The organism is Hyphomicrobium sp. (assembly GCF_047600905.1).
Classification (GTDB): domain Bacteria; phylum Pseudomonadota; class Alphaproteobacteria; order Rhizobiales; family Hyphomicrobiaceae; genus Hyphomicrobium_B.
Window position 1 is genome coordinate 1,009,506 of record NZ_JASGKD010000001.1, and the last position, 24,569, is coordinate 1,034,074.

At 58.4% G+C, this 24,569-nt stretch carries 30 protein-coding genes; 16 read left to right on the plus strand and 14 right to left on the minus strand.

Annotated elements, in window-relative coordinates:
* Nucleotides 1-103: 103 nt before the first annotated feature.
* The 3 genes from QM780_RS04980 (at nt 104) to QM780_RS04990 (ending at nt 2,049) form a co-directional block, all read left to right on the plus strand.
* Nucleotides 104-565 carry a thiol-disulfide oxidoreductase DCC family protein gene (locus tag QM780_RS04980; RefSeq protein ID WP_415069384.1) on the plus strand — a complete coding sequence of 154 codons (462 nt, stop codon included), beginning with the start codon at nt 104-106 and terminating at the stop codon, nt 563-565.
* Nucleotides 566-613: 48 nt separating this feature from the next.
* Entirely contained in the window at nt 614-1,537 is a 924-nt protein-coding gene (locus QM780_RS04985) for a pirin family protein (RefSeq protein WP_415069385.1), read from the plus strand.
* 221 nt (nt 1,538-1,758) lie between these two features.
* Nucleotides 1,759-2,049 carry a hypothetical protein gene (locus QM780_RS04990; protein WP_415069386.1) on the plus strand — a complete coding sequence of 97 codons (291 nt, stop codon included), beginning with the start codon at nt 1,759-1,761 and terminating at the stop codon, nt 2,047-2,049.
* Nucleotides 2,050-2,096: 47 nt separating this feature from the next.
* Here QM780_RS04990 and queF read toward each other — a convergent pair whose 3' ends face one another.
* From queF to queE, 3 genes are all read right to left on the minus strand, one after another.
* On the minus strand, nt 2,097-2,555 hold the full coding sequence (gene queF / locus QM780_RS04995; protein ID WP_415069387.1) for a preQ(1) synthase: 459 nt from the start codon (nt 2,553-2,555) through the stop codon (nt 2,097-2,099).
* Nucleotides 2,556-2,561: 6 nt separating this feature from the next.
* The gene (locus QM780_RS05000) at nt 2,562-2,948 is read right to left on the minus strand and encodes a 6-pyruvoyl trahydropterin synthase family protein (protein WP_415071970.1); all 387 of its coding nucleotides are present in this window, start codon (nt 2,946-2,948) and stop codon (nt 2,562-2,564) included.
* An 86-nt stretch (nt 2,949-3,034) separates the two neighbouring features.
* On the minus strand, nt 3,035-3,667 hold the full coding sequence (gene queE, locus QM780_RS05005) for a 7-carboxy-7-deazaguanine synthase (RefSeq protein WP_415069388.1): 633 nt from the start codon (nt 3,665-3,667) through the stop codon (nt 3,035-3,037).
* Nucleotides 3,668-3,731: 64 nt separating this feature from the next.
* Between queE and QM780_RS05010 the strand changes: the two genes are divergently transcribed.
* Together QM780_RS05010 and QM780_RS05015 are read left to right on the plus strand one after the other, a co-directional pair.
* Entirely contained in the window at nt 3,732-4,439 is a 708-nt protein-coding gene (locus tag QM780_RS05010; RefSeq protein ID WP_415069389.1) for a queuosine precursor transporter, read from the plus strand.
* Between the two features lie 35 nt (nt 4,440-4,474).
* Nucleotides 4,475-4,942 (plus strand): PaaI family thioesterase, encoded by a 468-nt coding sequence (locus tag QM780_RS05015; protein WP_415071971.1) that lies wholly within the window; start codon nt 4,475-4,477, stop codon nt 4,940-4,942.
* Nucleotides 4,943-4,951: 9 nt separating this feature from the next.
* Here QM780_RS05015 and QM780_RS05020 read toward each other — a convergent pair whose 3' ends face one another.
* Genes QM780_RS05020 through QM780_RS05035 form a run of 4 tightly spaced genes read right to left on the minus strand, consistent with a single transcriptional unit; the run spans nt 4,952 to nt 6,382 of the window.
* The gene (locus QM780_RS05020; RefSeq protein WP_415069390.1) at nt 4,952-5,080 is read right to left on the minus strand and encodes a hypothetical protein; all 129 of its coding nucleotides are present in this window, start codon (nt 5,078-5,080) and stop codon (nt 4,952-4,954) included.
* An 11-nt stretch (nt 5,081-5,091) separates the two neighbouring features.
* Entirely contained in the window at nt 5,092-5,340 is a 249-nt protein-coding gene (locus QM780_RS05025; protein WP_415069391.1) for a hypothetical protein, read from the minus strand.
* Nucleotides 5,322-6,020, minus strand: coding sequence for a 7-cyano-7-deazaguanine synthase QueC (gene queC / locus QM780_RS05030; protein ID WP_415069392.1), 699 nt, complete (start codon nt 6,018-6,020; stop codon nt 5,322-5,324). The genes QM780_RS05025 and queC overlap by 19 nt, the downstream gene beginning before the upstream one ends.
* A 2-nt stretch (nt 6,021-6,022) precedes the next feature.
* Nucleotides 6,023-6,382 (minus strand): GFA family protein, encoded by a 360-nt coding sequence (locus QM780_RS05035; protein WP_415069393.1) that lies wholly within the window; start codon nt 6,380-6,382, stop codon nt 6,023-6,025.
* Between the two features lie 154 nt (nt 6,383-6,536).
* On the opposite strand from QM780_RS05035, the gene eno reads away from it, so the two are divergent.
* From eno to QM780_RS05060, 5 genes are all read left to right on the plus strand, one after another.
* The gene (gene eno / locus QM780_RS05040) at nt 6,537-7,826 is read left to right on the plus strand and encodes a phosphopyruvate hydratase (protein ID WP_415069394.1); all 1,290 of its coding nucleotides are present in this window, start codon (nt 6,537-6,539) and stop codon (nt 7,824-7,826) included.
* A 265-nt stretch (nt 7,827-8,091) separates the two neighbouring features.
* Nucleotides 8,092-8,274, plus strand: coding sequence for a hypothetical protein (locus QM780_RS05045; protein ID WP_415069395.1), 183 nt, complete (start codon nt 8,092-8,094; stop codon nt 8,272-8,274).
* Between the two features lie 128 nt (nt 8,275-8,402).
* A complete protein-coding gene (locus QM780_RS05050; RefSeq protein WP_415069396.1) occupies nt 8,403-8,582 on the plus strand; it encodes a hypothetical protein in 180 nt (59 codons plus the stop codon).
* Between the two features lie 143 nt (nt 8,583-8,725).
* Complete coding sequence (locus QM780_RS05055; RefSeq protein WP_415069397.1) at nt 8,726-9,601, plus strand: ParA family protein; 876 nt, start codon at nt 8,726-8,728, stop codon at nt 9,599-9,601.
* A 69-nt stretch (nt 9,602-9,670) separates the two neighbouring features.
* Nucleotides 9,671-10,213, plus strand: coding sequence for a peroxiredoxin (locus tag QM780_RS05060; RefSeq protein ID WP_415069398.1), 543 nt, complete (start codon nt 9,671-9,673; stop codon nt 10,211-10,213).
* Nucleotides 10,214-10,244: 31 nt separating this feature from the next.
* Here the strand turns inward: QM780_RS05060 and cysC are convergent, their stop codons facing one another.
* The 3 genes from cysC to QM780_RS05075 all read right to left on the minus strand — a co-directional run bounded on the left by cysC (nt 10,245) and on the right by QM780_RS05075 (nt 12,049).
* Nucleotides 10,245-10,886, minus strand: a complete 642-nt coding sequence (cysC, locus tag QM780_RS05065) for an adenylyl-sulfate kinase (protein ID WP_415069399.1) — start codon at nt 10,884-10,886, stop codon at nt 10,245-10,247.
* A 167-nt stretch (nt 10,887-11,053) separates the two neighbouring features.
* Complete coding sequence (locus QM780_RS05070) at nt 11,054-11,395, minus strand: hypothetical protein (RefSeq protein ID WP_415069400.1); 342 nt, start codon at nt 11,393-11,395, stop codon at nt 11,054-11,056.
* Nucleotides 11,396-11,575: 180 nt separating this feature from the next.
* Nucleotides 11,576-12,049 carry a DUF1810 domain-containing protein gene (locus QM780_RS05075; RefSeq protein ID WP_415069401.1) on the minus strand — a complete coding sequence of 158 codons (474 nt, stop codon included), beginning with the start codon at nt 12,047-12,049 and terminating at the stop codon, nt 11,576-11,578.
* A gap of 423 nt (nt 12,050-12,472) precedes the next feature.
* On the opposite strand from QM780_RS05075, the gene QM780_RS05080 reads away from it, so the two are divergent.
* The 4 genes from QM780_RS05080 to QM780_RS05095 all read left to right on the plus strand — a co-directional run bounded on the left by QM780_RS05080 (nt 12,473) and on the right by QM780_RS05095 (nt 16,314).
* Complete coding sequence (locus QM780_RS05080) at nt 12,473-13,672, plus strand: YbfB/YjiJ family MFS transporter (protein WP_415069402.1); 1,200 nt, start codon at nt 12,473-12,475, stop codon at nt 13,670-13,672.
* 211 nt (nt 13,673-13,883) lie between these two features.
* On the plus strand, nt 13,884-14,702 hold the full coding sequence (locus QM780_RS05085; RefSeq protein WP_415069403.1) for a hypothetical protein: 819 nt from the start codon (nt 13,884-13,886) through the stop codon (nt 14,700-14,702).
* Nucleotides 14,703-14,706: 4 nt separating this feature from the next.
* A complete protein-coding gene (gene cysQ, locus QM780_RS05090) occupies nt 14,707-15,549 on the plus strand; it encodes a 3'(2'),5'-bisphosphate nucleotidase CysQ (RefSeq protein ID WP_415069404.1) in 843 nt (280 codons plus the stop codon).
* Nucleotides 15,550-15,867: 318 nt separating this feature from the next.
* Nucleotides 15,868-16,314, plus strand: coding sequence for a nuclear transport factor 2 family protein (locus QM780_RS05095; protein ID WP_415069405.1), 447 nt, complete (start codon nt 15,868-15,870; stop codon nt 16,312-16,314).
* Nucleotides 16,315-16,421: 107 nt separating this feature from the next.
* On the opposite strand, the gene QM780_RS05100 is transcribed toward QM780_RS05095, so the two are convergent.
* Nucleotides 16,422-17,702: a PAS domain S-box protein gene (locus QM780_RS05100; protein WP_415069406.1), complete on the minus strand. Its 1,281-nt coding sequence runs from the start codon at nt 17,700-17,702 to the stop codon at nt 16,422-16,424.
* A gap of 364 nt (nt 17,703-18,066) precedes the next feature.
* Here QM780_RS05100 and QM780_RS05105 point away from each other — a divergent pair, with 364 nt between their 5' ends.
* A complete protein-coding gene (locus tag QM780_RS05105; RefSeq protein ID WP_415069407.1) occupies nt 18,067-19,104 on the plus strand; it encodes a PAS domain-containing protein in 1,038 nt (345 codons plus the stop codon).
* Between the two features lie 146 nt (nt 19,105-19,250).
* Here QM780_RS05105 and QM780_RS05110 read toward each other — a convergent pair whose 3' ends face one another.
* Nucleotides 19,251-20,459 (minus strand): glycosyltransferase 87 family protein, encoded by a 1,209-nt coding sequence (locus QM780_RS05110; RefSeq protein WP_415069408.1) that lies wholly within the window; start codon nt 20,457-20,459, stop codon nt 19,251-19,253.
* 446 nt (nt 20,460-20,905) lie between these two features.
* The gene (locus tag QM780_RS05115) at nt 20,906-22,318 is read right to left on the minus strand and encodes a hypothetical protein (protein WP_415069409.1); all 1,413 of its coding nucleotides are present in this window, start codon (nt 22,316-22,318) and stop codon (nt 20,906-20,908) included.
* Nucleotides 22,319-22,887: 569 nt separating this feature from the next.
* Here QM780_RS05115 and QM780_RS05120 point away from each other — a divergent pair.
* A complete protein-coding gene (locus QM780_RS05120; protein WP_415069410.1) occupies nt 22,888-23,499 on the plus strand; it encodes an SOS response-associated peptidase in 612 nt (203 codons plus the stop codon).
* Between the two features lie 83 nt (nt 23,500-23,582).
* Here QM780_RS05120 and QM780_RS05125 read toward each other — a convergent pair whose 3' ends face one another.
* Nucleotides 23,583-24,512 (minus strand): hypothetical protein, encoded by a 930-nt coding sequence (locus QM780_RS05125; RefSeq protein ID WP_415069411.1) that lies wholly within the window; start codon nt 24,510-24,512, stop codon nt 23,583-23,585.
* Nucleotides 24,513-24,569: the final 57 nt, after the last annotated feature.

Consider the following 24,569-nt stretch of genomic DNA (forward strand, 5'->3'; position numbering starts at 1 on the left):
GCAAAATCCGGAAGCGTGGCGAATGAAATGTTTTGTACGCAATTGCCTTCTTTTATCGACGCGACCACTTAATCGAAGATGGTCCGTGATTTCGGATTGAAGCATGCCAACCACTGCGTACAGCTATCGAGACGATACTGCCGTTCCGGCTTTCGCCGATGAGCGGCCGATCGTGATTTTCGACGGTGAGTGTGTGCTCTGCTCCGGCGGCGTGCAATGGATGCTCGATCGCGATCCGGCCGGTGCCACCCGGTTCGCCGTCATTCAGGATCCGTGGGCGCGCGCCCTTTACCGGCATTATGGTCTCGATGCAGATGCGTTCGACACCTTCATGGTGCTGAAAGACGGTTTACCCTACACGCGTTGGGCGGGCGTTCTGGCTGCTGCGCGGCTGTTGCCGCAGCCGTGGCGGGCGCTGGGTTTCGTCGGCCGGCTGGTGCCGGATTTCCTCGGCGACCGGATCTATGATTGGGTTCAACGAAACAGGCTCAGGTGGTTCGGCACGCGCGAAACATGCCGGCGGCCGAAGCCCGAAGAAATGCCGCGCTTTGTCATTGGACCTTGAGACGCGCGGCTCGCGTATCTGCAGACACGATTGGCAATGGAGGCCGAAATGAGCTGGCTGACGGACAACGATCCCATTCCCGGCGATCGGCAATCGTGTGACGCGGTCGAACAGGTGATCGTGCCGCGGGCGCGCGACCTCGGTGGCTTCGAGGTGCGTCGTGCGTTGCCGTCGGCGCGGCGGCAGATGGTCGGGCCGTTTATTTTCTTCGATCAGATGGGGCCGGCGCAGTTCATCGCGGGGAGGGGGATCGACGTTCGGCCGCATCCCCACATCGGGCTTGCGACCGTCACGTATCTGTTCGATGGCGAGATCACGCACCGCGACAGTCTCGGTTCGGCACTCGCCATTCGTCCAGGCGAAGTCAACCTGATGACGGCGGGTCGCGGCATCGTGCATTCGGAGCGGACCGGGCCGGAAGCGCGAGCGGCGGGACAAAGCCTGTTCGGCATTCAGTCGTGGATGGCGCTGCCGAAATCGCATGAAGAGACGGTGCCGAGCTTCGTGCATCTCAATATCGATCAGCTGCCGCGACTTGAGGGCGACGGCAAGCGCGTGCGCATCATCATGGGCAGTCTTTACGGCGAAGCGTCGCCGGCGGCGTTTCCGCACGATTGCTTTTATGCTGAGGCGGTGCTGGCGCCCGGAGCCGTGCTGCCGCTCGATCCTGACTATGATGAGCGCGCCGTTTATATCGCGTCGGGCCGGATCGATATTGCGGGCCAGTCGTTCGAGGCTGGGCAGCTTCTCGTATTCAAGCCGGGCGACCGGATCTCGATCCTGGCGGAATCGAATGCCCGGCTGATGCTGCTAGGTGGTGAGCCGATGGATGGCCCCCGCCACATCTGGTGGAACTTCGTGTCGAGTTCGCAAGAGCGCATCGAGGCCGCGAAGAACGAATGGCGCGAGCGCCGCTTCGATATCGTTCCGGGCGATGAACAGGAGTTCATCCCGCTGCCGGAAGATCGCTGATGTGTTGAGTTGGTGAACGCGCGGTACATCTGAGGTTCAGCGAAAAGCCCCGAATTGGTTTTTTCCCGGTCGCAATGCGAGCACGGGGGGCGCCGATATTCCATGTCGAGTTGATGATCCGTGGTGGGTGCGGACACATCGCTTGCTGTCTCTCATCCGCATTGGGTGGGCGGCGCGAGGCAGCGGCGAGCTCATGACGCGACTTAACTTGGGAGACCAAAATGAGAAACTTGTTCCTGGCCGCTGCGCTTGCACTTGGCATCGGTTTCATCGCCTCCGACGCACAGGCAGCTACGGTGAGCGGCAACATCGCTGCAGTTCAAACGGCGGCGCAAAGCGGCAATGGTTTGGTTGAAAAGACCCATTACCGACGCGGCTATTACTATCGCCACGGCTACTACGGTTATCGTCCGTATTGGCACCGCGGCTATTATCGCCGCCATCACTGGCGTCCGCGTCCGTTCGGGTATCGCACCTATTACCGGCCGCGTTATTACGGCTATTACCGATAAGGCCGGCCGAAGGTTTAGTTAGCGGATGACGTTCAGGGGGACGGGCTTCAGCCTCGTCCCCTGTAGGGCGCGACGCCCTGGTCGGGCAGCCAGATGTCCTTCGGCGCCGTTCCCGTCTGCCAGAAGACGTCGATCGGGATACCGCCGCGGGGATACCAGTAACCGCCGATGCGCAGATACTTCGGCTTGATCAGCGCGGCGATGCGCTTGCCGATCGCCACGGTGCAGTCCTCGTGGAATGCACCATGGTTGCGGAATGAAGCGAGATAGAGTTTCAGCGATTTGCTTTCGAGCAGCCACTTTCCCGGCACGTAGTCGATGACGAGGTGCGCGAAGTCGGGCTGCCCCGTCACCGGGCAGAGCGACGTGAACTCGGGGGCCGTGAAGCGCGCAACGTAATCGGTATCGGCGTGTGGATTGGGAACGCGGTCGAGTTCGGCTTTCTCCGGGCTTTCGGGAATGCCGACCTGTTTTCCGAGCTGCGTGACATCCGGCTTCGATGCCATGACGCGCTACTCCGCTGCGAGGCGCACGTCGGGCGCGGGGCCGCGATAGATGCAGCCTTCATTGCAGCTGTCGCGATGAACCTCGACCTGGGTGAGGCCCGGAACGCGGTTGGCGAGGCGGTTCCAGATCCACATCGCGATGCGTTCGAGGGTCGGAGCCGACAGGCCATCAATCTCGTTCAACATGCGATGGTCGAGCGCGTCTTCGGTGTCGCTCAGCGCGGCGGCGAGTTCGTCGAAATGAAAGATGTAGCCCGTGGTCGGGCTCGGCTCGCCTTCAACGACAATGCGCGCGCGGAAGGAGTGGCCGTGCACGCGCGAATTCGGCGAGCCCAGCGGTGCCGACGGCAGAAAATGCGCCGCCTCGAACCGGAATTCCTTATAGATCTGCATGGCGCTCACATAGGGGATTTCCCCCTTTCGCGCTACCCCCGGTAGAACCGGAAATCCGCGCCAAACCGGCGCGGAACGCAAGATCGTTAAGGGATTCCGAGGATCTTGTGAGTTTGCACGGAAAGGCGCCACGCCGGATTGGCCTTGCAATAGGCGATCGCGGCGGCGGTGTTGGCGCGCTGCTCGGGGCCGTCCATCGGCTGCAGGAAGCGCTGCTCGAACGGCATATCCAGATAGCTTGCCGGATCGACACCCGACTGAGGGAAGACAAGCTTCAGCTCATGACCGCGGCGCTGCTGCAGGTCGGCTCCGGCTTTTGGTGAAACGCAGATCCAGTCGATGGTATCGAGGACGGGGAGGGTGCCGTTGGTTTCGATGGCGATGCGGAAGCCTTGGCCGTGCAGCGCGTCGACCAACTCCTGATCGACCTGGAGCATGGGCTCGCCGCCTGTCAGCACGACGAATTTCGGGGCGTCGGTCTCGGGTTCGGCGGCGGCCCGGCAGCTGCGCGCCAAAGCTTCGGCGGTATCGAAACGTCCGCCGCGGGGGCCGTCGGTGCCGACGAAATCGGTATCGCAGAACTGGCACGTCGCCTTGGCGCGATCCTGTTCGCGGCCACTCCAGAGATTGCAGCCGGCGAACCGGCAAAACACCGCAGGCGTTCCGGCATTCGCGCCCTCGCCCTGGAGCGTATAAAAGATTTCCTTGACGGCATACATGCCGCGATACCTACGGCGCCGGGGGCGCCAGTCAAGTGCGACTTATCTTAGTGTCATGGGGGCAATGGTGACCGGGAAGCGCAACTACCGCTATTTCGACCTGGTGATGGTCGCGTTCGTTGTCGTTCTGATCTGTTCGAACCTGATCGGCCCGGCCAAGGCTGCGACGTTGACGCTGCCGGTCATCGGGCCGGTGACGTTCGGGGCGGGTGTGCTGTTCTTCCCGATCTCCTACATCTTCGGCGATGTGCTGACGGAAGTGTACGGTTACGCGCAGGCGCGGCGGGTGATCTGGACAGGTTTCGCGGCTTTGATGTTCGCGGCGGTCATGGCGGCCGTCGTGGTCGCGCTGCCGCCGGCTCCGGGCTGGCCAAACCAGCACATCTACGAGGTCGCGTTCGGCAATACGTGGCGGATCGCCGGGGCGTCGATGATCGCCTATTTCTGCGGCGAGTTCGTCAACTCGTATGTGCTGGCGAAGATGAAGGTGCGGAGCGAGGGCCGCAATATGAGCTGGCGGTTCGTGGCTTCGACGGTCGCGGGCGAAGCGGTCGATTCTTCGATCTTCTATCCGCTGGCGTTTCTCAATTCCGGCATCATGCCGAACGAGCTGGTTCTGACGCTGATGATTTCGCAGTTCGTGGTGAAGACGCTGGTCGAGATCGTGTTCCTGCCCGTCACGGTCCGAGTGGTCGGGGCGCTGAAACGGGCCGAGCACGAGGATTATTTCGATCGCGATACGGACTTCAATCCGTTCAAGCTGGACGCATAAGGGAAGCGAGAACATTGGCGGAAGCAGCGGACCAAATGCCGGAGAAGCACGCCATCATCGATATAGCAACGATGGCGTCGATGAGCGGGCTGGAATATCTGCAGGCGATGATGCGCGGCGAACTGCCGGGCATGCCAATCGCCAAAACGCTGGGATTCGATGTCGTCGAAGTCGAGGAGGGTCGCACGGTGTTCGCGTCCATTCCGCGTGTCGATCACTACAACGCGATAGGAACCGTCCACGCGGGATATACCGCGACGCTGCTCGATTCCTGCATGGCCTGCGCAGTGCTCTCGACGCTGCCCAAGGGCACCGGATTCACGACGATGGAATTCAAGGTCTCGCTGCTTCGGCCGATGACCAAGGATACCGGCCTCGTGCGTGCGGAGGGCACGATGCTGAGCCGCGGCCGGCGTGGCGCGACGGCGGAGGGTCGTTTGACTGACGGCCGCGGCAAGCTCATCGCTCACGCGACGACGACGTGCCTGGTTTTCAGTTTTTAAGGCACAGGCTTACAAAATGCCGTCATCCCGGCGAATGCCGGGATCCAGCCACGTCGAAGCATCTCTCTTGTGGATGGTTGTCTGGGTGCCGACCTTCGTCGGCATGACGAAGCCCAGATTGATGTCACGCCGTTGCAACGCGTAAGATTTCAGCCGTCTGAAAGAGCGTTACGAATGGCTTGAAGCTCGGCATCGGGCGAGGGGAAATCTTCATAGGAATGGCCGGAGCCGCGATACCAGTAGCGGCTGTTGAACGTGTCGCCCTCGATCTTATGCAATATGGCGTGAAGCCAGCGATGGACAGGATCGCGTTCGTCGGTTTGGGCGATGGCGTGGGCGCCGTCCCAATCGCCCGAGATCGCGAGATCGACGGCCTCGATCAGGTCCGCGCGCGCCATTCGTGCCAACCTTTTGCGCGCAACTCGCAGGCCGGGCAAATGCCGCAGCCGTAACCCCAGTCGTGGCGATTGGTGCGGTCGCCCATGTAGCATGTGTGCGTATCTTCGATGATGATCTTGACGAGTTCGTCGCCGCCAAGCTTATCGGCCATCTCCCACGTGCCGGCCTTATCGATGAACATCAGTGGCGTCTCGATGACGATAGGTTCGGCGAGGCCGAGCGAGATCGCTTGCGCCAGGGTCTGGATCGTTTCGTTGCGGCAGTCGGGGTAGCCGGAGAAGTCAGTCTCGCACATTCCGCCGACGAGCGTCGTTATTCCGCGACGGTAGGCGAGGGCGGCGGCGTAGGTCAGAAACAGCAGATTGCGTCCGGGCACGAACGTGGTCGGCAAGCCGGTTGCGGCAAACGTGATCTCGGTCTCGCGTGTCAACGCGGTGTCACTGATGCTCTGTAGGGCGGGAAGATCGAGCACCGTATCGGGCCCGAGCCTTTTGCCGTTATCGCCCAGCGCCGTCATTTTTTCGCGCACGATCTGGCGCTGCGCCAACTCGACGGCGTGGCGCTGGCCGTATTTGAAGCCGATGGTTTCGACGCGACGATAATGCGCGAGTGCCCAGGCGAGGCAGACGGTCGAATCCTGGCCGCCGGAAAACAGGACGAGTGCAGCTGTTTCAGACACCGTCAGAGACTCTTGCCGTCGACGAGCGTGGGTTTCAGGGACGCGGCATCGACGCCATCAAGGCAGCGGACGTTGACCGCATACATCTTCGCGCCATTCGGCGCCGTTCCATACGAATAGGAAGCGATGCCGCAGGTCGGGCAGAAGAGGTGATGGATGTGCTTTTTGTTGAACTGATATTCGGTCTGTTCGTCTCCGCCCGACACGAGACGAAACGCACTTTCCGGTATGAAGCCCATGATCGTGCCGCGCTTCTGGCAGTACGAACAATTGCAGATTTTGAGACCTTCGAGCGCCATCTCGACTTCGAAACGGACCCGGCCGCAATGGCAACCTCCGGTCCACGACTTCGTTTCCATCATTGGTACACCTTGCTTGGCGGGGTAAATGGCCTTTCGGGTAGGGTTCTCCTGCCCGTGGGGACTTTGCCTTGCCGACAAGAGCAGCTAAAACCCCGGCGAACCTCTCACAGCCGTCGCATCCCGACAAGCCAACCAGAAAATATCGGAAACCCTCATGACCGCCATCGTTGACATTATCGGCCGCGAAATTCTCGACAGCCGGGGCAATCCGACGGTGGAAGTCGATGTGGTGCTCGAGGACGGCTCGGAAGGCCGCGCAGCTGTGCCGTCCGGCGCCTCGACGGGAGCGCATGAGGCAATCGAGCTGCGCGACGGCGACAAGTCGCGCTATCAGGGCAAGGGAGTGCAGAAGGCGGTCGATGCGGTCAACGGCGAGATCTTCGACGCGCTTTCCGGGCTCGATGCGGAGGATCAGCGCGGTATCGACGCGGCATTGATCCAGCTCGACGGCACGGACAACAAGAGCCGGCTCGGCGCCAACGCGATCCTCGGCGTCTCGCTGGCGGTTGCGAAGGCGGCGTCCATTTCGAACAACCTGCCGCTCTATCGTTATATCGGTGGCGTCAACGCGCACGTCCTGCCGGTTCCGATGATGAACATCATCAACGGCGGCGCGCATGCCGACAATCCGATCGACATCCAGGAATTCATGATCATGCCGGTTGCAGCGGAGACGTGCTCTGATGCGATCCGGATGGGTTCGGAGATTTTCCAAACTCTGAAAAAGAGCCTGAATGATGCGGGCCACAACACGTCGGTTGGGGACGAAGGCGGCTTTGCACCAAACCTCAAGAGCGCCGACGAAGCGCTAAGCTTCATCACGAAGGCGATCGAGAAGGCGGGATACAAGCCGGGCGACGACGTGATGCTGGCGCTCGATTGTGCGTCGACCGAATATTACAAGAACGGCAAGTACGAGCTTGCGGGCGAGGGCAAGTCGCTCGATAGCGCGGCGAACGCGAAATACCTAGAAGGCTTGGTCAACCGCTTCCCGATCATTTCGATCGAAGACGGCATGGCGGAAGACGATTGGGCCGGATGGAAGCTGCTGACAGATCTACTCGGCAAGCGCGTGCAACTTGTCGGCGACGATCTGTTCGTGACCAATACGAAGCGGCTGGCGGAAGGCATCGCGAAGGGAACGGCGAATTCGATCCTTGTCAAAGTCAATCAGATCGGTTCGTTGTCGGAAACGCTCGACGCCGTCAGCATGGCGCAGCGTGCGGGCTACACGGCGGTGATGTCGCATCGTTCCGGCGAAACGGAAGATTCAACGATTGCCGATCTCGCGGTCGCGACGAATTGTGGTCAGATCAAGACAGGCTCGCTTTCACGTTCGGATCGGCTGGCGAAGTACAATCAGCTTATCCGGATCGAGGAAGAGCTTGGGGATGTTGCCGTTTACGCCGGCCGTTCGGTGATCAGGCAAGAGCCTTCGGCGTGAGATTCGGCTGCGTAAACATCGCGTTCACAAAAAAACCTCATCGACTTTCGATTACTACCGCTTTCTGGTCCCTGCGATAGCTTGGCGCGGGAACGTTCCGCGCCCCGGGCGCTTTTAGTACGCGTGAGGTTTTTGAGTTATGCGCCAATCACGGTCCTTGGCTGAGCGGACAACGCAGCGTCCTCGCCAGATTGTGCGCTTGGCGCGCCGGCGCTGGAATGGCCGTGGCGCTTATCGTGCCATGCCTGTCGAGGTCTCCCAGCGGATGCTTGCACCTGAGTATATTCCCGGCGAGTTCGACGAACCTTCGCGCTCTCCGAGCGTGGTGCTCATACGCCGCGTTCTGGGGCTCTCATCCGATTTTTTCTTTCTGGCGTTGCTGTCGCCGTTTTTTGTCGGCTGGCTGCTTTATCGCGGGGCGATGCACTTGAAGCGATCGCTTCATTGAGCTTTCCCGCGCGTGCGCACGTCGCTCGTGCATTTGCTATCATCGCAATTGATTCCGACCGGATGATCGCCGAAGTCTGACGGCGCATCACGTGTCTTTCAGAAATTCAATTGTGAGGGGATAGCGTCATGAGCCTACTTGGATGGATGAACCGCCGCCAACCGCAGCAGGCCGATCCTCAGCAAAATCCAAAGCCGGTCAACAAACGCCCGAAGGTCGACGCGCAGACCGCGAAAGAACGGGCGCAGAAAAACAGTCCTTGGCGCTTCGATGACGGGCCCTCGCGCCGTCCGGTCGGCAGCAAATAGGCTTCGTTTACCTTGGCTCGTCAGAAAGCGGTATCGTAACGCTGGCATTTGCTCGTCCGCGAACGTAGTGTCTCGGCAGAAATTTGGGGGCATGCCGGTATGCTCGTGCGTATGTCATACCGCGACGCGTTGGAGTGGCGGCGATGAGCATTACGATTGCCATCGCGAATCCCAAAGGCGGCGTCGGCAAATCGCTAACGACGATGATGCTCGCGGAAGGGCTGGCGCTGTCATATGGGGCGCGCGTGCTCGTTCTCGATGCGGATCCTCAGGCCGGGGTGACGAAAGCGTTGCTCGGCATCGATGCCGAGCAGGAACTGCGCGAGCGGCGGATCGGCTTGGGGCCGATGCTGCAGGCTTTCAGCCGCGGACGGGACATCCGCTTGCCTTCGCATCGTGTCGCGGCAAGCGATCTGATCGAATTGCAGGATCGCCAGAACGGCTTCGTCGATATCCTGCCGTCCAATCACGAGCTGCTCGGCGATATGGCCGATTTCGAGCGTTCCGCACACCGAAAGCGGCGGCGCGATCGTCTCGATGTGCAGCTTTCCAAACTGCTGCGGGCCGAACTCGACAAGATCGCCGCCGACTACGACATCGTCCTAGTCGATTGTCCGGCGGGGCCGGGGGTGTTGGGTCTCACCGGCATACGGCTCGCGCACCATATCCTGGCGCCGACAAGCCTGGAGACGAATGCCTATTCGACGCTGACGGACTTCTTGAAATTCATCCTGGCGGATGACCTCGATCTGGCGTCGCAGGTCAAGGTGCATCCGCTGATCACGCAATACCAGGCGACGAATTCGGTCCAGCGTGAAATGCTGCATCACATCAAGGAAGGCCTCGCGCATCTCAACGCGATTTCGCGACCCATCCCGTATACCGCCGCATTACAGAATGCGGCGGCGCATCCCGGCATGGGGACGCTGCGGACCGCGCGACAGAAATACGGAAATGCGCTGCCCGACGTGGTGGCGCTGACGAAAGCCGTGGTCGAGAGAATTAGCTCCGGCGGCTGACGAGACACGTTCGTGACGCGCTGATAAGGTGGCGCCGCTACGCCAGCATCGAATAATTATGAGCCCGCTATGATGATCCGATTTCTTTCGATCCTGCTGATCGCGGTTGCCGGTCTTGCGACACCGGCGATGGCGCAACTCAAAACCGGAGACAAGGCGCCAATATTCAAGGCGCAAGCGTCGCTGGGCGGCAAGGAGTTCACGTTCTCGCTTGCCGAGGCGCTGAAGAAAGGGCCGGTCGTGGTCTATTTCTATCCCAAAGCGTTCACGTCAGGCTGCACGCAGGAGGCGCATGACTTCGCCGAAGCGATGGGTGCCTTTCACGCGCTTGGAGCATCCGTCATCGGCGTGAGCAACGATGACATCGAAACGCTTCGGAAATTTTCGACTTCGGAGTGCCGCAGCAAATTTCCGGTTGCCGCAGACAAGGATCAGCGGATCATGACGGCATATGACGCCGTGATGATGGGTTTCATGCCCTACGCCAGCAGGACGTCATATGTCGTGACGCCGGACGGGCGGATTTCCTATGAATACACGGCGCTCGACCCGTCGGATCACGTCAAGAACACGCTTGCCGCGGTGAAGAGCTGGAAGGCAAAGCACGGTTAGGCGTCGCTGCGCAGGGCCGGCAGCTGCGATTTCAGCCGAAGGGCGGCTCTAAGGCGCCGTACTCTTCGAGTTTCAGCCGGATCGATTTCACCAGGTCGTCGGGATGGGCACGTCCGTTCAACTCGATTTCGGCGCCTACCGGCGCTTCGTAAGGCGCGGTGACGCCGGTGAACTCGCGGATCAGGCCCTGGCGCGCTTTTTTGTAGAGGCCTTTGGCGTCGCGCGCCTCGCAGACGGTGAGAGGCGTATTGACGTAGACTTCCATAAACTCTCCGTCATCGAAGATTTTGCGCGCCGCTTCGCGATGGGCGAGGAGCGGGGAAATCAACGAGACGATGACGATCAGCCCGGCGTCGACCATGAGCTTGGCGACCTCGGCGATGCGGCGGATGTTTTCCATGCGACCGGCGTCGGAGAAATCGAGGTCGCTGCAGAGGCCCGTTCGGCAGCGGTCGCCGTCGAGAACGAAGGTATGCTGACCGGCGGTATGGAGCGTCTGGTCGAGAAGGTTGGCGATCGTTGTCTTGCCAGCGCCGGAAAGACCGGTGAACCACAGGCAGCAGGCTTTCTGGCCCTTTGCCTGAGAGCGGTCATCCTTGGAAACGACGGTGTCTTGCCAAAGCAAGTTCAGGCTGCGATCGCCGCGCAGTCTTTCACCTTCGATGATCCCCATTCGTCTCGACCCCCCGATGACGACTCAGGCACTTAGGCCATTCAACCTAGGCAATATAGCGATCATCCAAGCGTTATGTTGGAAAATCTTTGGTTTTTTACACAAAGCTTATCGGCCCCGCGAAAAAACGAGGGTCCGGCCTTGCGGCTTGAGCGGCTGGGGCTCGTCTACCAACGGCGGTGGGGTGGGCGGCGCATCGGTTGTGGCGGCGGCTGCCAGTACGGCTGCGGATAGAACGCCACCTGCGGTCCCCATTGAGGAAAAAGACCGAAATAGGGGAGCGGGTAGGGAGGGGCGTAGTAAACGCCGCCCTGTTCATAGACCTCGTTGTAAGGCCGGGCGAACAGAACGGGGGGAACCGGTACGACGAACGCTTCGGGCGAGGGCGCTTCCTCGCCACCGAAATCGGCCGCCCGTGCCGGGATCGAGAAAAGCGCCGCCAGCATACAGGCGGCCGCGACGAAAATGGCTTTGGCAGAGAGCGACGGCGTCGTTGGATCGCAGGCCATATCAAGTGTCCATCGTTGAACGCTGCGGAGTTGAGTTCTTCACCCAGCGCGTCGCCGGCGTGCTCTACAACCGAAGAGCCCGCCGAGATGTGCTCATCCTCGTGCATCGAACGTAAAGAACGGTTAAGAGCCGCCGCATTTCGGGAGCGGGCTATTTGACGTGGCGATTTGCGCGGACGGTCAAATGCGTTTGCGGCTCTCGGCCAGGAGCGCCATCGTTTTGGGATCGGCGCCATTGCAGAATGTGAAAAGTGCCCTGGCGTAAATGCTTTCGTGACCGGTGACGGCGGCGAACAGCGTCATCGAGGAATGGAACTTGAGATTGTCGGGGCTGCCGAGAATCTGAAGCAGCGATTCATAGCGGTGCTCCAGCATCAGCGCGGTGACATGGGCGAGCCGCGGACCAAGGATCGGGTGGCAGACGTAGGCGAGCGCTTCGTCGTAGCTGCCAATGCCGTATTTCTCGGACATGGCGCTGGTTCCGAGACCGCGCATCTGCGGGAAGGTGTACCACATCCAATGCGACTGCTTCTTGCCGGCCGTCAGTTCCGCGACGGCCCGCTCGAAGGTGTGTGTCTGAGCGCTGACGAAGCGTTCAAGCTGGTATGGGTCGTCAAGGTCCCGCATGGTCGTACCGCAATCATTGTCCAGCACGGAAGCAACGCCCGTTCCTGATGCGACGAGGCGGCGCCGAAAGCGTCGCTTGCGGGCACAACGGAACGGGCCTCGCGTCGGGTGCTGAAGTCCGGCTTTAAGTTTTCAGATCGAAGTGCATCTCGTCGTTGCGGCAGTCACCGCTGCCCCCGCCAAATCGATTTTTGAAAAGCATGTAATTTCGAAGCGATCATAGTCGGCGGGCGACAATCCGACAAACGCTTCCACCTCGGCTTTATTGTCGATCCGCTAATGAACGCCGTTTTGGGTTAGATCGCATCGGAATGTGTCTGCGAGCCTGCGAAGGGCGCAGGCGGAACAGGTCAAGCCGCCCAGCTGCAAGGGTGCCATCGCCTCGGAGCCATTCTCGGCGCCGGCCGGCGCACATATGTTGCGCCGCCATTAGCCGGAAAAGGATGAGGAATGGCGCGGGCGGATATTCTGCAAGTTGCCGACGTCAATGTCGGGCGGGCAATCCTTAGCGCGTTCGCGACAGGTCTCATCGGCATCGGGCTGGCGAGATTTGCCTACACGCCGCTATTGCCTGCGATCATCGATGCGCATTGGTTTTCTTCGGCGCAGGCCGCCTATCTCGGAGCCGCAAATCTCGCCGGATATCTTGCCGGCGCGCTTCTTGGGCGGCCGCTGTCGGCGCGCCTGTCGGTCGCCGTTGTCCTGCGGACGATGATGGTGCTGGCCACGATATCGTTCTTCGGGTGCAGCCAGCCGGCGGGTTTTCTTTGGTTTTTCATCTGGCGGTTCGTTGCGGGACTGGCCGGCGGCGCCATGATGGTGCTTGCCGCGCCGACCGTTCTTGCGCACGTGCCGCTGGCGCGGCGCGGGTTGGCGGGCGGGCTGATCTTCATGGGTGTCGGCACGGGCGTTGCCGCTTCGGGCACACTCATTCCTTTGCTCCTCAGGGCAGGTGTCGAACAAGCCTGGATCGGGCTCGGGGTGCTGTCGCTGCTGCTGACGATCGTCGCATGGAAGGGCTGGCCCGAAGGCGAGGCGGCGCCCATCAAACACGACGGACCACCGCATCCGCCCAAACTCGGTGCGCTCAGGGCCCTCTATGTCGAATATGCGTTGAATGCCGGCGGCTGGGTCCCGCACATGATCTTTCTCGTCGACTTCGTTGCCCGCGGGCTCGGGCAGGGCGTCAATGTCGGCTCCCGGTTCTGGGTGGCGTTCGGCGTCAGCGCGATGTTCGGTCCGATCCTGTCAGGGCATCTCGCCGACCGGATCGGTTTTCGCGCGGCGCTGAGAACGGTATTCGTCCTGGAAATCATTGCTATTTCAATTCCAGCGCTTGGAGTGACGAGCGAGCCCCTGCTGTTTGTGTCGAGCATGATCATCGGTGCTTTCATAACGGGGACGGTGCCGCTCGTGCTCGGCCGGATCCACGAGCTCATCCCTCATCATCCATCTGAGCAAAAGGCGGCGTGGAGCACGGCGACGGCCGCCTTTGCGCTTTGTCAGGCCATTGCAGCGTACGGGTTTTCATTCATTTTCGCGCACAGCGGCGGCGATTACGCCATCCTGTTCATGATCGGGGCCGGCGCCATGAGCCTGGCGCTCGCGATCGACCTTTATTTCGGCTTCCGAGACGCGCGTGCGACGTAACTGCCCGTCGGGATGGGGTGGGATGCCTACCCCGCGGAAAATGCGGCGAAATCTTGCGGATGCGGCGCTGAGTAATCCACCGATTGATGCAGTTTTCCCTCGTCTAGCTGATCAGCATAGGTCTTTCGGCGATATAGGCCTTGAATTGGCCTAGGCATGCTCGTCTATTGACCTCTCGAGGGTTCGAGAAATTCGGGGGGACGTTGCCGGGATGTCGGAGCCGCTGCTCATTCACGTGCACGTGCCGAAGTGTGCCGGCACGACTGTCGAGAGGCACCTGAGAAGCGAGCTTGGCCGAAACGGAACGTGGTTTGCGCCGAAGCGGACTCGCAAATTCCCACTTGGATGGTTCGGGCGAAAATACGATGCGACGCCCAAGGCGTCGCTTGATGAGATCAAGGCTTTATCCGGTCACTTCATAGGGCAGTCGATCGAGGGGCTGTTCAAGGACAGGTGCATCGTCCGTTCGATCATCCTGCGCGAGCCGGAAAGCCTGATGCTCTCCTATTACAACTATCGCATGATGCGTTACATCGGACTCGGGCAGAGGCCTTATGGCTTTTCCCTGTTCCTGCGGGCGACGCGCGAGAACTTCATCTCTCACTTTCTGTTGGAGCGGTGGCTCGAACTGCCGTGGGTCGACCTCGTGCGGTTGACGGATGCGCAGAAGGCCGAACGGCTCAACGCGGCGATGGCGTCGATGCACCATATCGCGCCGATCGCGGAAACGGACGCGCTGGTCGAAAAGATTTCGGAAGAGATCGGCATCGGTCCGGCGGCCGAGCGGCGCAACACCACGGAAGACAGGTTATCGAAGACCGGCTGGACGATGGTTCGCCTCGGCGATCTGTCAGACGAGGATCGCGGCGAGTTGCGATCGCGGACGCAGCTTGATCGGTATCTCTGGCGGCGCTGGGTGCTGAAAGAAAATGTGCCGTTCGGCGAGGAGGCTCGCGGCCGCTTCAAGCGTACGGAATTCGCCCGACCGCGGTATCAGTGCGAACGGCGTCTCGCCCGGTTGTTCGGCTAAGCTGATGCTGCAGAAGCTCGAAGACATTGCGATCGAAGCTGGCAATCTGATCTCGCAATACCGTAGCGCAGGGCCCAATATTTCGCGGAAGAGCGACGGCAGCCCCGTTACCGACGCCGACGAAGCCGCTGAAGAGCTTATCCTGCGAGAGCTGCAGAAGCTCGCGCCGAGCGTCGCCGTCATCGCCGAAGAGTCAGTATCTGCGGGTGTGATCGACATTGCGCCGAAGAGCACGGTGTTCCTCGTCGATCCGCTCGACGGCACCAAAGAGTTCATCAGCGGCAAGCCCGATTACACCGTCAACATTTGTCTGGTCGAGGATGGCCGGCCGAAGCTCGGCGTCGTCTTCGCTCCGGCGCGGGGCGAGCTGTTCAGCGGCGACGGTTCGTCGGCTTACAGATGCCGGCTTGGGCAGGATCGATCCGTCACAGAGCGGGCGCGGATAAGAACATCGTGCAGTTCGGGCCGGCTGACGGCGGTCGCGAGCGCCTCGCACGCAAACGCCGAGACGCGGGATTTTCTTGGCAAACTGCCGATCGAGCGCACGATTTCGGTCGGATCATCGCTCAAATTCTGCCTGGTCGCGGCGGCCGATGCACACATCTATCCGCGCTTCGGACGAACGATGCAGTGGGATACGGCCGCAGGTGATGCCGTCCTTCGCAGCGCCGGGGGCTCCACGTTGTCGTGGGATGGAAAAGAAATGGAATACGGCGTGTGGCGTTCGGAAACCAACGCATTCGACAATCCGTATTTCGTATCCTATGGCGGCGGGGTGGACGAACTGCGGCAACTATTGGCGCTTGGTGTCGGCGGACGGCCCGACTGTATCGTTGCGGCAAAATAACCCGAGCGCCGCTGGTTCACGCGTGTTTCAGCGGGCAAAGGTCCGATCGCTCTGATCGAAGTCGCTTCCGGTGTCGTAAAATCGTCTCTCCAACAGGCGCAAACTTGCTCGACAAGCCATTAATTTCTTCAAACTGATTTCAAGGCCAAGTATTCATCCTTATAAAGAATATTTAAGTCGTTGAGATGAACTATCGGATGTTGGCATCGCGAAAGTGGCGTGCCGGTGACGGGGTGCTTGGCGGCACTTGAGGCATATTAAATACAAAGCGTGGATGACTGTTTTTCGTTTTCTAAACGGCGTTGAAGGAGGCAAATCGTGACGCTCGATGCCGCGACAGCGCATGCCATCGTCGAAGCCGCCCATGCCGCCTGGAGAAACGGCGATATCGAAGCCGTTCTCGACCAATACGTCGATGATCTCGTGGCCATCACCAACGCAGGCCCTGACTGGCAGCCCATGATCATCGAAGGCAAGGCGGCGATGCGGGCCCGATATGCGCCGATTATGGATATTATCGATTCGAGAACGACCATCCTGTCATTCGATTTCGACGGCAGCTCCGCGCGCATCCGCTTCGGCGCGTTTCTCCGGCACAGGGCCACGGGCCTCGAAATGAAGGGGACGTATCGCGAGATGTGCACGTTTCGCGGCGATAAAATCGCCCGGATCGAAGACTTCCACGATGTCGCGAAGATTGCGGCGTTCTGGCGCCTGATCGAATTCGAGACGCTGCAGCATATGGGCGATGCCGTCGGGCTCTAGAGAATTTCAGATTCACGCAACGACACGTCATGGGCGCCCTTGAGACGGCCATCCAGGTCGGCGAGGCAAACACTTGAGTGGTTGCTCCAGCCGTCGCAATACCCGGTTCAGTTCTGCAATTCCTTGCCGAGCGTTTGCAGCTCCCTGCTGAGGTTCTCGAGCAATCCACGCTCCTCCTGAAGCGACTTTTGCATTTGTTCGAGATGTTCTTCGGTCAGAAGCGCTTCGGTGATGTCGATGATGAATCCGACGGCTCTCGCCGGTACTCCGTAGAGGTCGGTTATAATTGATGCGGCCGATCTGACCCAGCGGACTTCGCCATCGGGCCTGATGATGCGAAAGACTATGCCGTAATCTTGCCGGTTCGCCGAAAGGCGCGCCGCCGGCGCGTCGACCTCCGTTGCCCGCTCGACGTCGTCAGGATGAATGAACGGTTTGAATTCGGCCACCGAGTGAATTGGGTGATCGGGGTCACGCCCCATGATTTGGTACCACTGGTCGTCGCAGTGAAGGACATCGCGGACCAGATCGTAATCCCAGATGCCGAGGCCGGCGACGCGTGCGGCGTGCATCATCCGATCGTGCTCCTGGCGAATTTGGTGTTCGCTTCGTCTTAAATCGGTGATGTCACGGGCGACGGTTACCAATCCGGCGATTGCACCCTGCCGATCGCGATGAACGCTTCGCGTGGTGAGAAACGTCCTGTTTTCGCCGGCGATAGGAATGTGTTCCTCCGACGTCCACGCCTGGCCTGATGCCAACACCTTGCACTCTTCCTGCCGAATGCGACCGCCGGTCTCTATTCCGAAGGTTTCTATCGCAGTCTTGCCCAATGCTTCGCTGCGAGGAATGCCGACCAGTTGCTCAGCGCTTTCATTCAGCACTTTGTAGCGGCCGTTGCGATCCTGGAACAAAATCACGTCGTGAGCACTGTCCATCACGGCCTGCAGCAGTTCGCGGGCTTCTTTCAGTTCGGCCGTACGCTGCTCAACGCGAAGCTCGAGTTCCTTATTGAGAGTTTCGATTGCCGCGCGCGCAGTTTCGCGCTCGCTGATGTCTCGCGCCAAACCGAGAAAGAGCTTGCGGCCGTCGATCATCTGGCAGGTCACGCTGATCTCGACAGAAAAGATCGAGCCATCCTTCCGCATCGCTGTTTGACGGAAAGTTGCGGCCATGCCAGGCGGCGCATTCGCCCAGGCGGCAGCGTTTTCGTCCGGCGTCTGGCCGCAGGAAATGTCGTTGATCGTCATGGCGAGCAGTTCATCTCGCGAATATCCGAGATCGAGGCACGACCGCTCGTTGACATCCAGAATTCGTCCTTCGATGTCGTGGACGAAAAAGCCGTCCGGAACGGTTTCGAGCAGAATGCGGAGAGTACCTGCGATCACATGAGATGTTCCGATTGTCTCGCAACGGGTCACGGATTTTGCAGATCAATCCAAGTGCCTTGTACGCGAGAGATTTTGTTCAACACATACGCCGCGCCGCGGCAGAAACCCCACTATTGATACCATACAATCATGCCGCCGAGGCGCTGTAGGATGGCTCGCCAGCGGCAACAAAATCGGCGACAAAACAGCGCTTTGGCCAAATTTACAATTTTTCTCGTGAACAGAAAAACGCAGTTTGGAGCGTCCAATCCGACAGAAGTCGTTGCGGTTCAGTTGGCTATTTCGCTGATCGGTCGAAGTTTCCGCGGTCGCACACGAAGTGATGGTCGCTGAGGTAGAGACCGGGTCTCGGAGGCGGGAAGTGAGTAATGCGGATAATATCGATCTGGACATCATGCTCGGAACCGATCCCGACGGCGCCGAGGTGCAATTGTCATCGAAAGCGATGTTGGACGCCACTTCCGACTGCATCAAAATTCTATCGGTCGACGGCAAGCTTCTCTCCATGAACCGGGCGGGCTGTCTCGCTCTCGGAGTTCCGGAAGATTCAAAATTCGGAATGCCGTGGTTGCCGCTGTTGCCGGCCGCCGTGCATGAATCCGGACAGGCTGCCCTCGGCAACGCAGCTTCGGGTCGAAGCGCGCGCTTTCAGGGTCAAAGCGTGTCGGAGGGAATGGTGCGGTATTGGGACAATCTGCTGACGCCCGTCACCGATTCTTCGGGGCGGGTTCTGTCGATCGTGTGCGTTTCGCGCGACGTGACCGCAAACACGACGCTGAAGCGAGAACTGGAAAACGCGATCATGCGCGAAAAGCTTCTCTCGCTGGAAATGCAGCACCGTGTGAAGAACGTTTTCGCGATCGTGGGTGAATTGATATCGATGTCCGTCGAAGAGGCGGCACAGGAGGACGCGCCGGAGATCGCCACAGAGATTCTTCGCGATAAATTGAGAGCATTGTCTCGGGCATCGGAAGCGGGTTTTTCACTATCGGGCATCCACAACGTCGATGAGGCGAAGGTGGACCTCGGCAGTCTTGTGGATGCGGTGCTGCGGCCCTATGGCAATCGATATCGCGGAGGCGGAAGTGAAGCTTCCGTTTCGCAGGGCAATCTGACGACGATCGCCCTTTTTCTGCACGAACTCGCAACGAACTCGGTGAAATACGGCGCCTTCAGCATGGATGGCGGGCACGTCGCCGTCGACTGGTCGATGGGCGGCAATCAAGCGCTCGATTTGATTTGGGCTGAAAGCGGAGGACCACCGATCCAGGTCTCACCCAGAAAGCAAGGTTTTGGAAACGAGATGGTCGATCGCATCGTTCGGTCGGTCGGCGGCAAGGTCGCGCGCATCTGGTCGCAATCCGGGTTGATCGCGGAAATGCATCTGCCGAATGCCTAGGGCAATCCGATTTCTCGGATAATCGGCGGGGGACGATCGACCACCGCGATCCAATCGGGCCGCCGAGGATTGAACATCCCCCCACAACGGGCAGCAGCATTGGCTCGTCGACGTCGATCGGAGCGATCGTGGCGGCTTGGACGGTACTATCTTGGCGGCCTGGTATTCCGCGCGCCCACGTCTCCTCGTTGGACAATTAACGCTCCCAACATGATCGTGAACGCGATCGTCATAAAGCGCACGCCCAAGGAATACTGCGTTTCTGGATCATCGAGGCCGGTAAGCTCCGCTAAGTTGTTCGCACGAAAGATGATCAGCAAGCCAATGCCGAGGATCCACTGCAATAGAGTGGATAGTGGAGTCATCAGCACGATTATCGGTGCCACGATGAAGGTGTCGTAAATGTGCAGCGGAACAAAGAACAGAATGATCATCAGGAGGATGCTTAGATCTAGAGCATCTGTCTCTGCGCTGCGATGTTTCTCGCGGGAGCGCACAAATCCCAAGACGAATGCAGAAAAACACGCCAACACCGTCAATATTAAGACGTCAACGTTCCCCCCGCCGAGTTCATATACCAGGTATCTCACGCCGGTCATGCTGTGTGGCGCGTTGGGAGGCAATGCCCCGTGGGCCGCCAACGTCGCTATGAAATATTTGAGGAAGGGCATTACGCCGGCCTGAACCAATGCCGGAACAGCCGTTAATAGAACGATGGCCGCCGCCAACGTCACCGCAATGATTCCGCTCCAGGATGTCAGCAGAAACGCGCAAACAACAACGCCCACCTGCGGCTTTAGCATCATCAGCACGAGGCCGACGACGGTCCAGATCCGGCTTTTGGCGACGTAGCCGCACACGAAGCAGGCCATTCCGAAAAAAATGAATGGTGTTGTCTGGCCGAGCGCGAAAGCAGATGCAGTCGATGAGCTTAAACACGTGAATGCAATTAAAGCTGCCCACCGGATTAGAGACACAGACGTGACGTATTGATGCGCGGCCTGGCCCAGAATGATAATGCCACTGATGACGGCGCCGCCGCTAATCCCTCGCCATACAGTCTGCGCTTCTTCGTAGCGAAGCAGCCCCGTCAGGGTGGCTATTGGCCACCAATTCGGCGGATAAAACCAATATTCAGGGCGATTGCCGGTGAACATAGCGTCACCCAAGACGGCGTATTCCGGCGAATAGGGGCTTTTCCCCTGGTTCCACATATGGCCAGCCAGCCAGATGAACTGAAAATCGACAGTTTGCTGTCCATTGCCGACGGTTTTGAGCAAGAGGTAAAGAAGACTAACTGTTACAATTGTCGCGCAGACAATCAATTCGACGAGCGGTCGTTCAATCCGAAACATCTGTTCGCCCCCCTAGACGTCTTTCGATGGCTTCGCACTCGTCATGTCGTGGCCGTCGGCACGGCATCCCCCAAACAGCTTAACAATGTTAAGCGGCGCCTGCCGCGAAGATCATTTTAATTGCGGAACAGAGCAGACGAAAATCATCAACGCCGACCTTTGATCCGTACAAGAGCACGGGAGCATCAGTTACGTACACGGAAAGGAGACAGGTGTGTCGCTACGACGTCGATCGGAGCCATAGTGGCGGAGGGGGTGTCCGCCGAATCATATTGAATTCTCAGCGTAATTTTAATCGATCGGTGAGAAGTCCACAATTCAGTCCACAACCTTGAGATTGCAGATTGGTTTCGAGTTACGTCACCGGACCGGCAACTGAATTTGAAGTTCGCTCCTGCCCTTTAATGTGGTTGCTCTCGCAGGACGGTCAGGTTCATTCGTCCAATTCAGCAATGGAATAAACCGCAAACAGCCTTCTTGATATCGTTGTTTGGACCCGGGCCATTTTTCAGATCGTTAGCTATGGTGTTCGCGGCTTTGACGATGTCGTTGTTGGGCCCTGGACCATTTCTCATATCGTTTGTTACCGTGTTCCATGCTTTTACGACCTCCCCATTGGGATTGCCGAGATTATTGACATCGATTCCTGCGCCGCGAAGAGCTTTCACGATTTCGTTGTTCGGGCCGAAACATCCATTTCCTCCCACTCCATCGGTGAAGCATTTGGTAAGTTCCCGTGCCGTCAACCGCCCCCCGGCGCAGACTGCAAATGCGTAAGGTTGTGCACCAGTCGATACTGCGCATTCCAAAGCAATTTGATTTTCAGCATTCATTTGCAGTGAACCAGTAGCATAGCAGAGGCCAGCTCCCATATAGCTCGGCGATCCGCTTTCGGCCTGTTGTTTTACACACCTTGCGGCACGCGAGACGTCGCGATTCCCTCCGTGTTCAAGTGCACACAGTGCATAATCGGACGCCTCTCCGCCGGCATCGTAGCATTGCTGGATTGTCGATGCGATTGCAGCAGTTTGCGCATCCGCTCCTGCCGCCTGCAAACACTGCCCGACGTTGGTGGCGTCTTCGGTGACGCATTTATACGCGGCGAGATTGCGTCCGCTCAGTTTTCTTTGAGCGACGCAGTCCAGATTTGGATTGCCATCACTGTCCTCGCATGCCTTAATTACATCGATAGCACCCGCAGCATCAGGATTGATGCTGCGAATAAGACATTCACCACCGCCAATTTTATCATCTGGATTATCTTTCACACAATTATAGATGGCTTGCTGTTGCGGGTTGAGCATTCCCTGCGCCATGCACTGCATAAAGTCGGCGTTGTTTACTCCCCCCGATTGGTTCGAACATTCAATCGCTTTCTGCTCAGAAATTACGATTGGCATTGACCCTTGAGACGAAGCTGTGAATGACACGGTCTGGCCTGTAGGATCGGTTTCAGTGACTGCCTCGTTGGGCGTAAATCCGGTTGGAATTGGCGGCGGTGGCGGAGGAGGAGGAGGAAGAAAAGCAGGGACGACAGGGGGAAAGCCGTTGAAACAGCGAGCGAGAAGGTAGAGTTGCCCTCCATATACGCTCGCTAATGTGCCATCCTTCATAATGGCTGCCCCATTACCCAACACATCGATGTTCGCAAACATAACGGTGGGATGCATAACCGGCGCTAAGACGACCGGATAAGCGGCAAAATTCGCGGGCCTCACGAAGATCGTTCCGGGTCCGTAGGGGGCTGGCTGAATTAGGAACAACTGGTTTAATTGATTTTGGCAGTAACCAAATCCCTGAGCGGAAACTGGCGAGAAACCTCCGAGAATTAAGATCGCGAAGAAAATAAAACGCAACATAGCTGATCTCCTGGGAATCGACGACAGAACGCGAGATTAGTTCTAATAAACATGACATTAGATCAGTATGCGCACTATCTTACTAGGCTCGATCAGCGGCACAAGTAATTTATGATGCAACTCCTCTAAAGTTCGCTGCGGTGACTGATGACGGTCAAATATGACACGTTCGCACACGAATATGGTCCGTCTGCTGAGTAAATGCTAAATGCTATTTACCAGACGCGTCTCAATCACGAGCCGCCGCGCTGAGTGCTGGAGGACAATATGAGAATACCAAAGCTGGCCGCCGCCATATTTTTTTTCACCTGCTCTATGCTCCCGGCCGCTGCAGATTGCAGCGGAACCAATACGAATGGTGACGCCTCGTGCAGTTGCTCAAGCAGTAGTTGCTCTGATGGGAAGCAGTGCTCTTGCGCCAATGGCACAGGCTCTAGCTCACCGACCTGTGAGTGCAAGCATAGCCCCGATGTCATTAAACCATTTATAAATTCAGTCCGGAATAACCGGTCAATGACCCCATGGGGTCGAAATAGCTAATTAAAAAATTAAGGCGCGCCCGTTTGGGCGTGCCTATTGAAAGTGAGATCGTAACTGACTTGTCTCAACCTGATTTCGATATCTTTGATCTACGTCTCGGCAGCGTGATCAGGAAGGGCCGACGTCGGCGATGGCGAGCTTGTCACATGTCGTGGGGCTTCGTGCTCTTGCAGCCCGGCAAGGCCCCTCGGCGCGTCGCCAACGTCCGAGATGACAAAATCCTGACGTCGCGGTTCTGGAAACCGTCATTCGAGCAACGGCGCTGCCTCGTCCCGGCGTCGTCGTACTGCGAACCGGATACCAGCAAGCCTGCCCGCTGGCACTGGTTCGCCGTGAATGGCGACGATGACCGCGAGCTTTTCGCATTTCCGGGAATTTGGCAGCGCTGGGCCGGACCCGTGAAAAAGGACGGTCCGAACGTCGAGATCGACACCTACGCGTTTATGACGACGGCGCCGAACACCTTGACCGCCAGCATCAACCACGAACGCATGCCGGTCCTATTGAGCCGAGACGAAGAATTCGAGACGTGGCTATCAGGTACACCGGCAGAGGCATTCGCCTTGGGGCGAAGCTTCGACCCAGCCGCAATGCGTATCGTGCAAAGTGGATTTGAGAAAATGGATTTGATTGCTGCGTGAGCCGGATTGAGTCTGAAGTGGCTGACTCTTAATCAGCGGGTCGAAGGTTCGAGCCCGATATCTTGAGCGATGCTAAGAGAAAGCTACTCGAATTTATCTAACTCTTTTCCACGTGACCGCCCCCCTTTTCTGGGCGCCTGTTCCACTACGGCCGACCCGGGGGTTATGACTGTAGAAACGCTTACGTTCTTTAGCCTCGCTCGGACCAAGCTCGTGAGGGTTTTTCCAGTCCGCTTAGCTTCCTGCTGAAGGTCGGCAATTTCGTCGCCATTAATCGAGTGGCCTTCGTCGGCAAAGATCATTGTGCTGAAGTGAATTGGACTTGATGTTTCGTCGCCTGTTGTTGCTCTGTCGATCAGACGTTCAATATTGTCTTTCTGTAACACGTCCTGCATGCCCTCGCCAAACATGAACGTGCCTTTGATCTTATCTTGGGAGTGTCGCATCGCTTCAATTTGCAAGAGGTCGGCCTCGTGGAACTGCAAATGGAAATCGTTGAAGTTGATGAATCGTCGGCCGTCGACGCGCATTTGCAAATGGTAATGTGGCGTGGCTCCCTTGAGGGACTTCGGATGACCAGCAAGGTCGGATGTTCCGCAACTCAAAGACCACTCGACATTTTTATATCGAATTGTGACCTCAACAACCTTCGTGCCCGTGCTCTCTTCAACAAAATCATTGATATTTTTCGCGTAACCTTCGGTGTTGGCCAGCCACCGCATGAACGCCTGTATCTGAAAGAAACTGAATTTTTCTGAGACCGCAGTGATGTCGGACTTTTCGAAACCTTGAGGACGTAGTAGCCAATGCATGCAAGGCTTCGATCGATCAAAGCCAGCGAGATCTGCCTGGCAAATATAGCATCTGCCTTCGCCTAGCGCCTCGATGAATTCCGCGTGTTCCTGTTTGGCTGTCTCGAAAACCTTTCTATTGATCTCCGCTCGTTCCTCGTCTGAGAGACTTTGAAGGAATTCGATGTATTTTGAGGCTTGGGACTGCAATTTTTCGGACATGGGTCAATCAGTTTCGCTCTTGCAGAAAGGTGAGGTAATTGTCTGTGATGGTAGTCG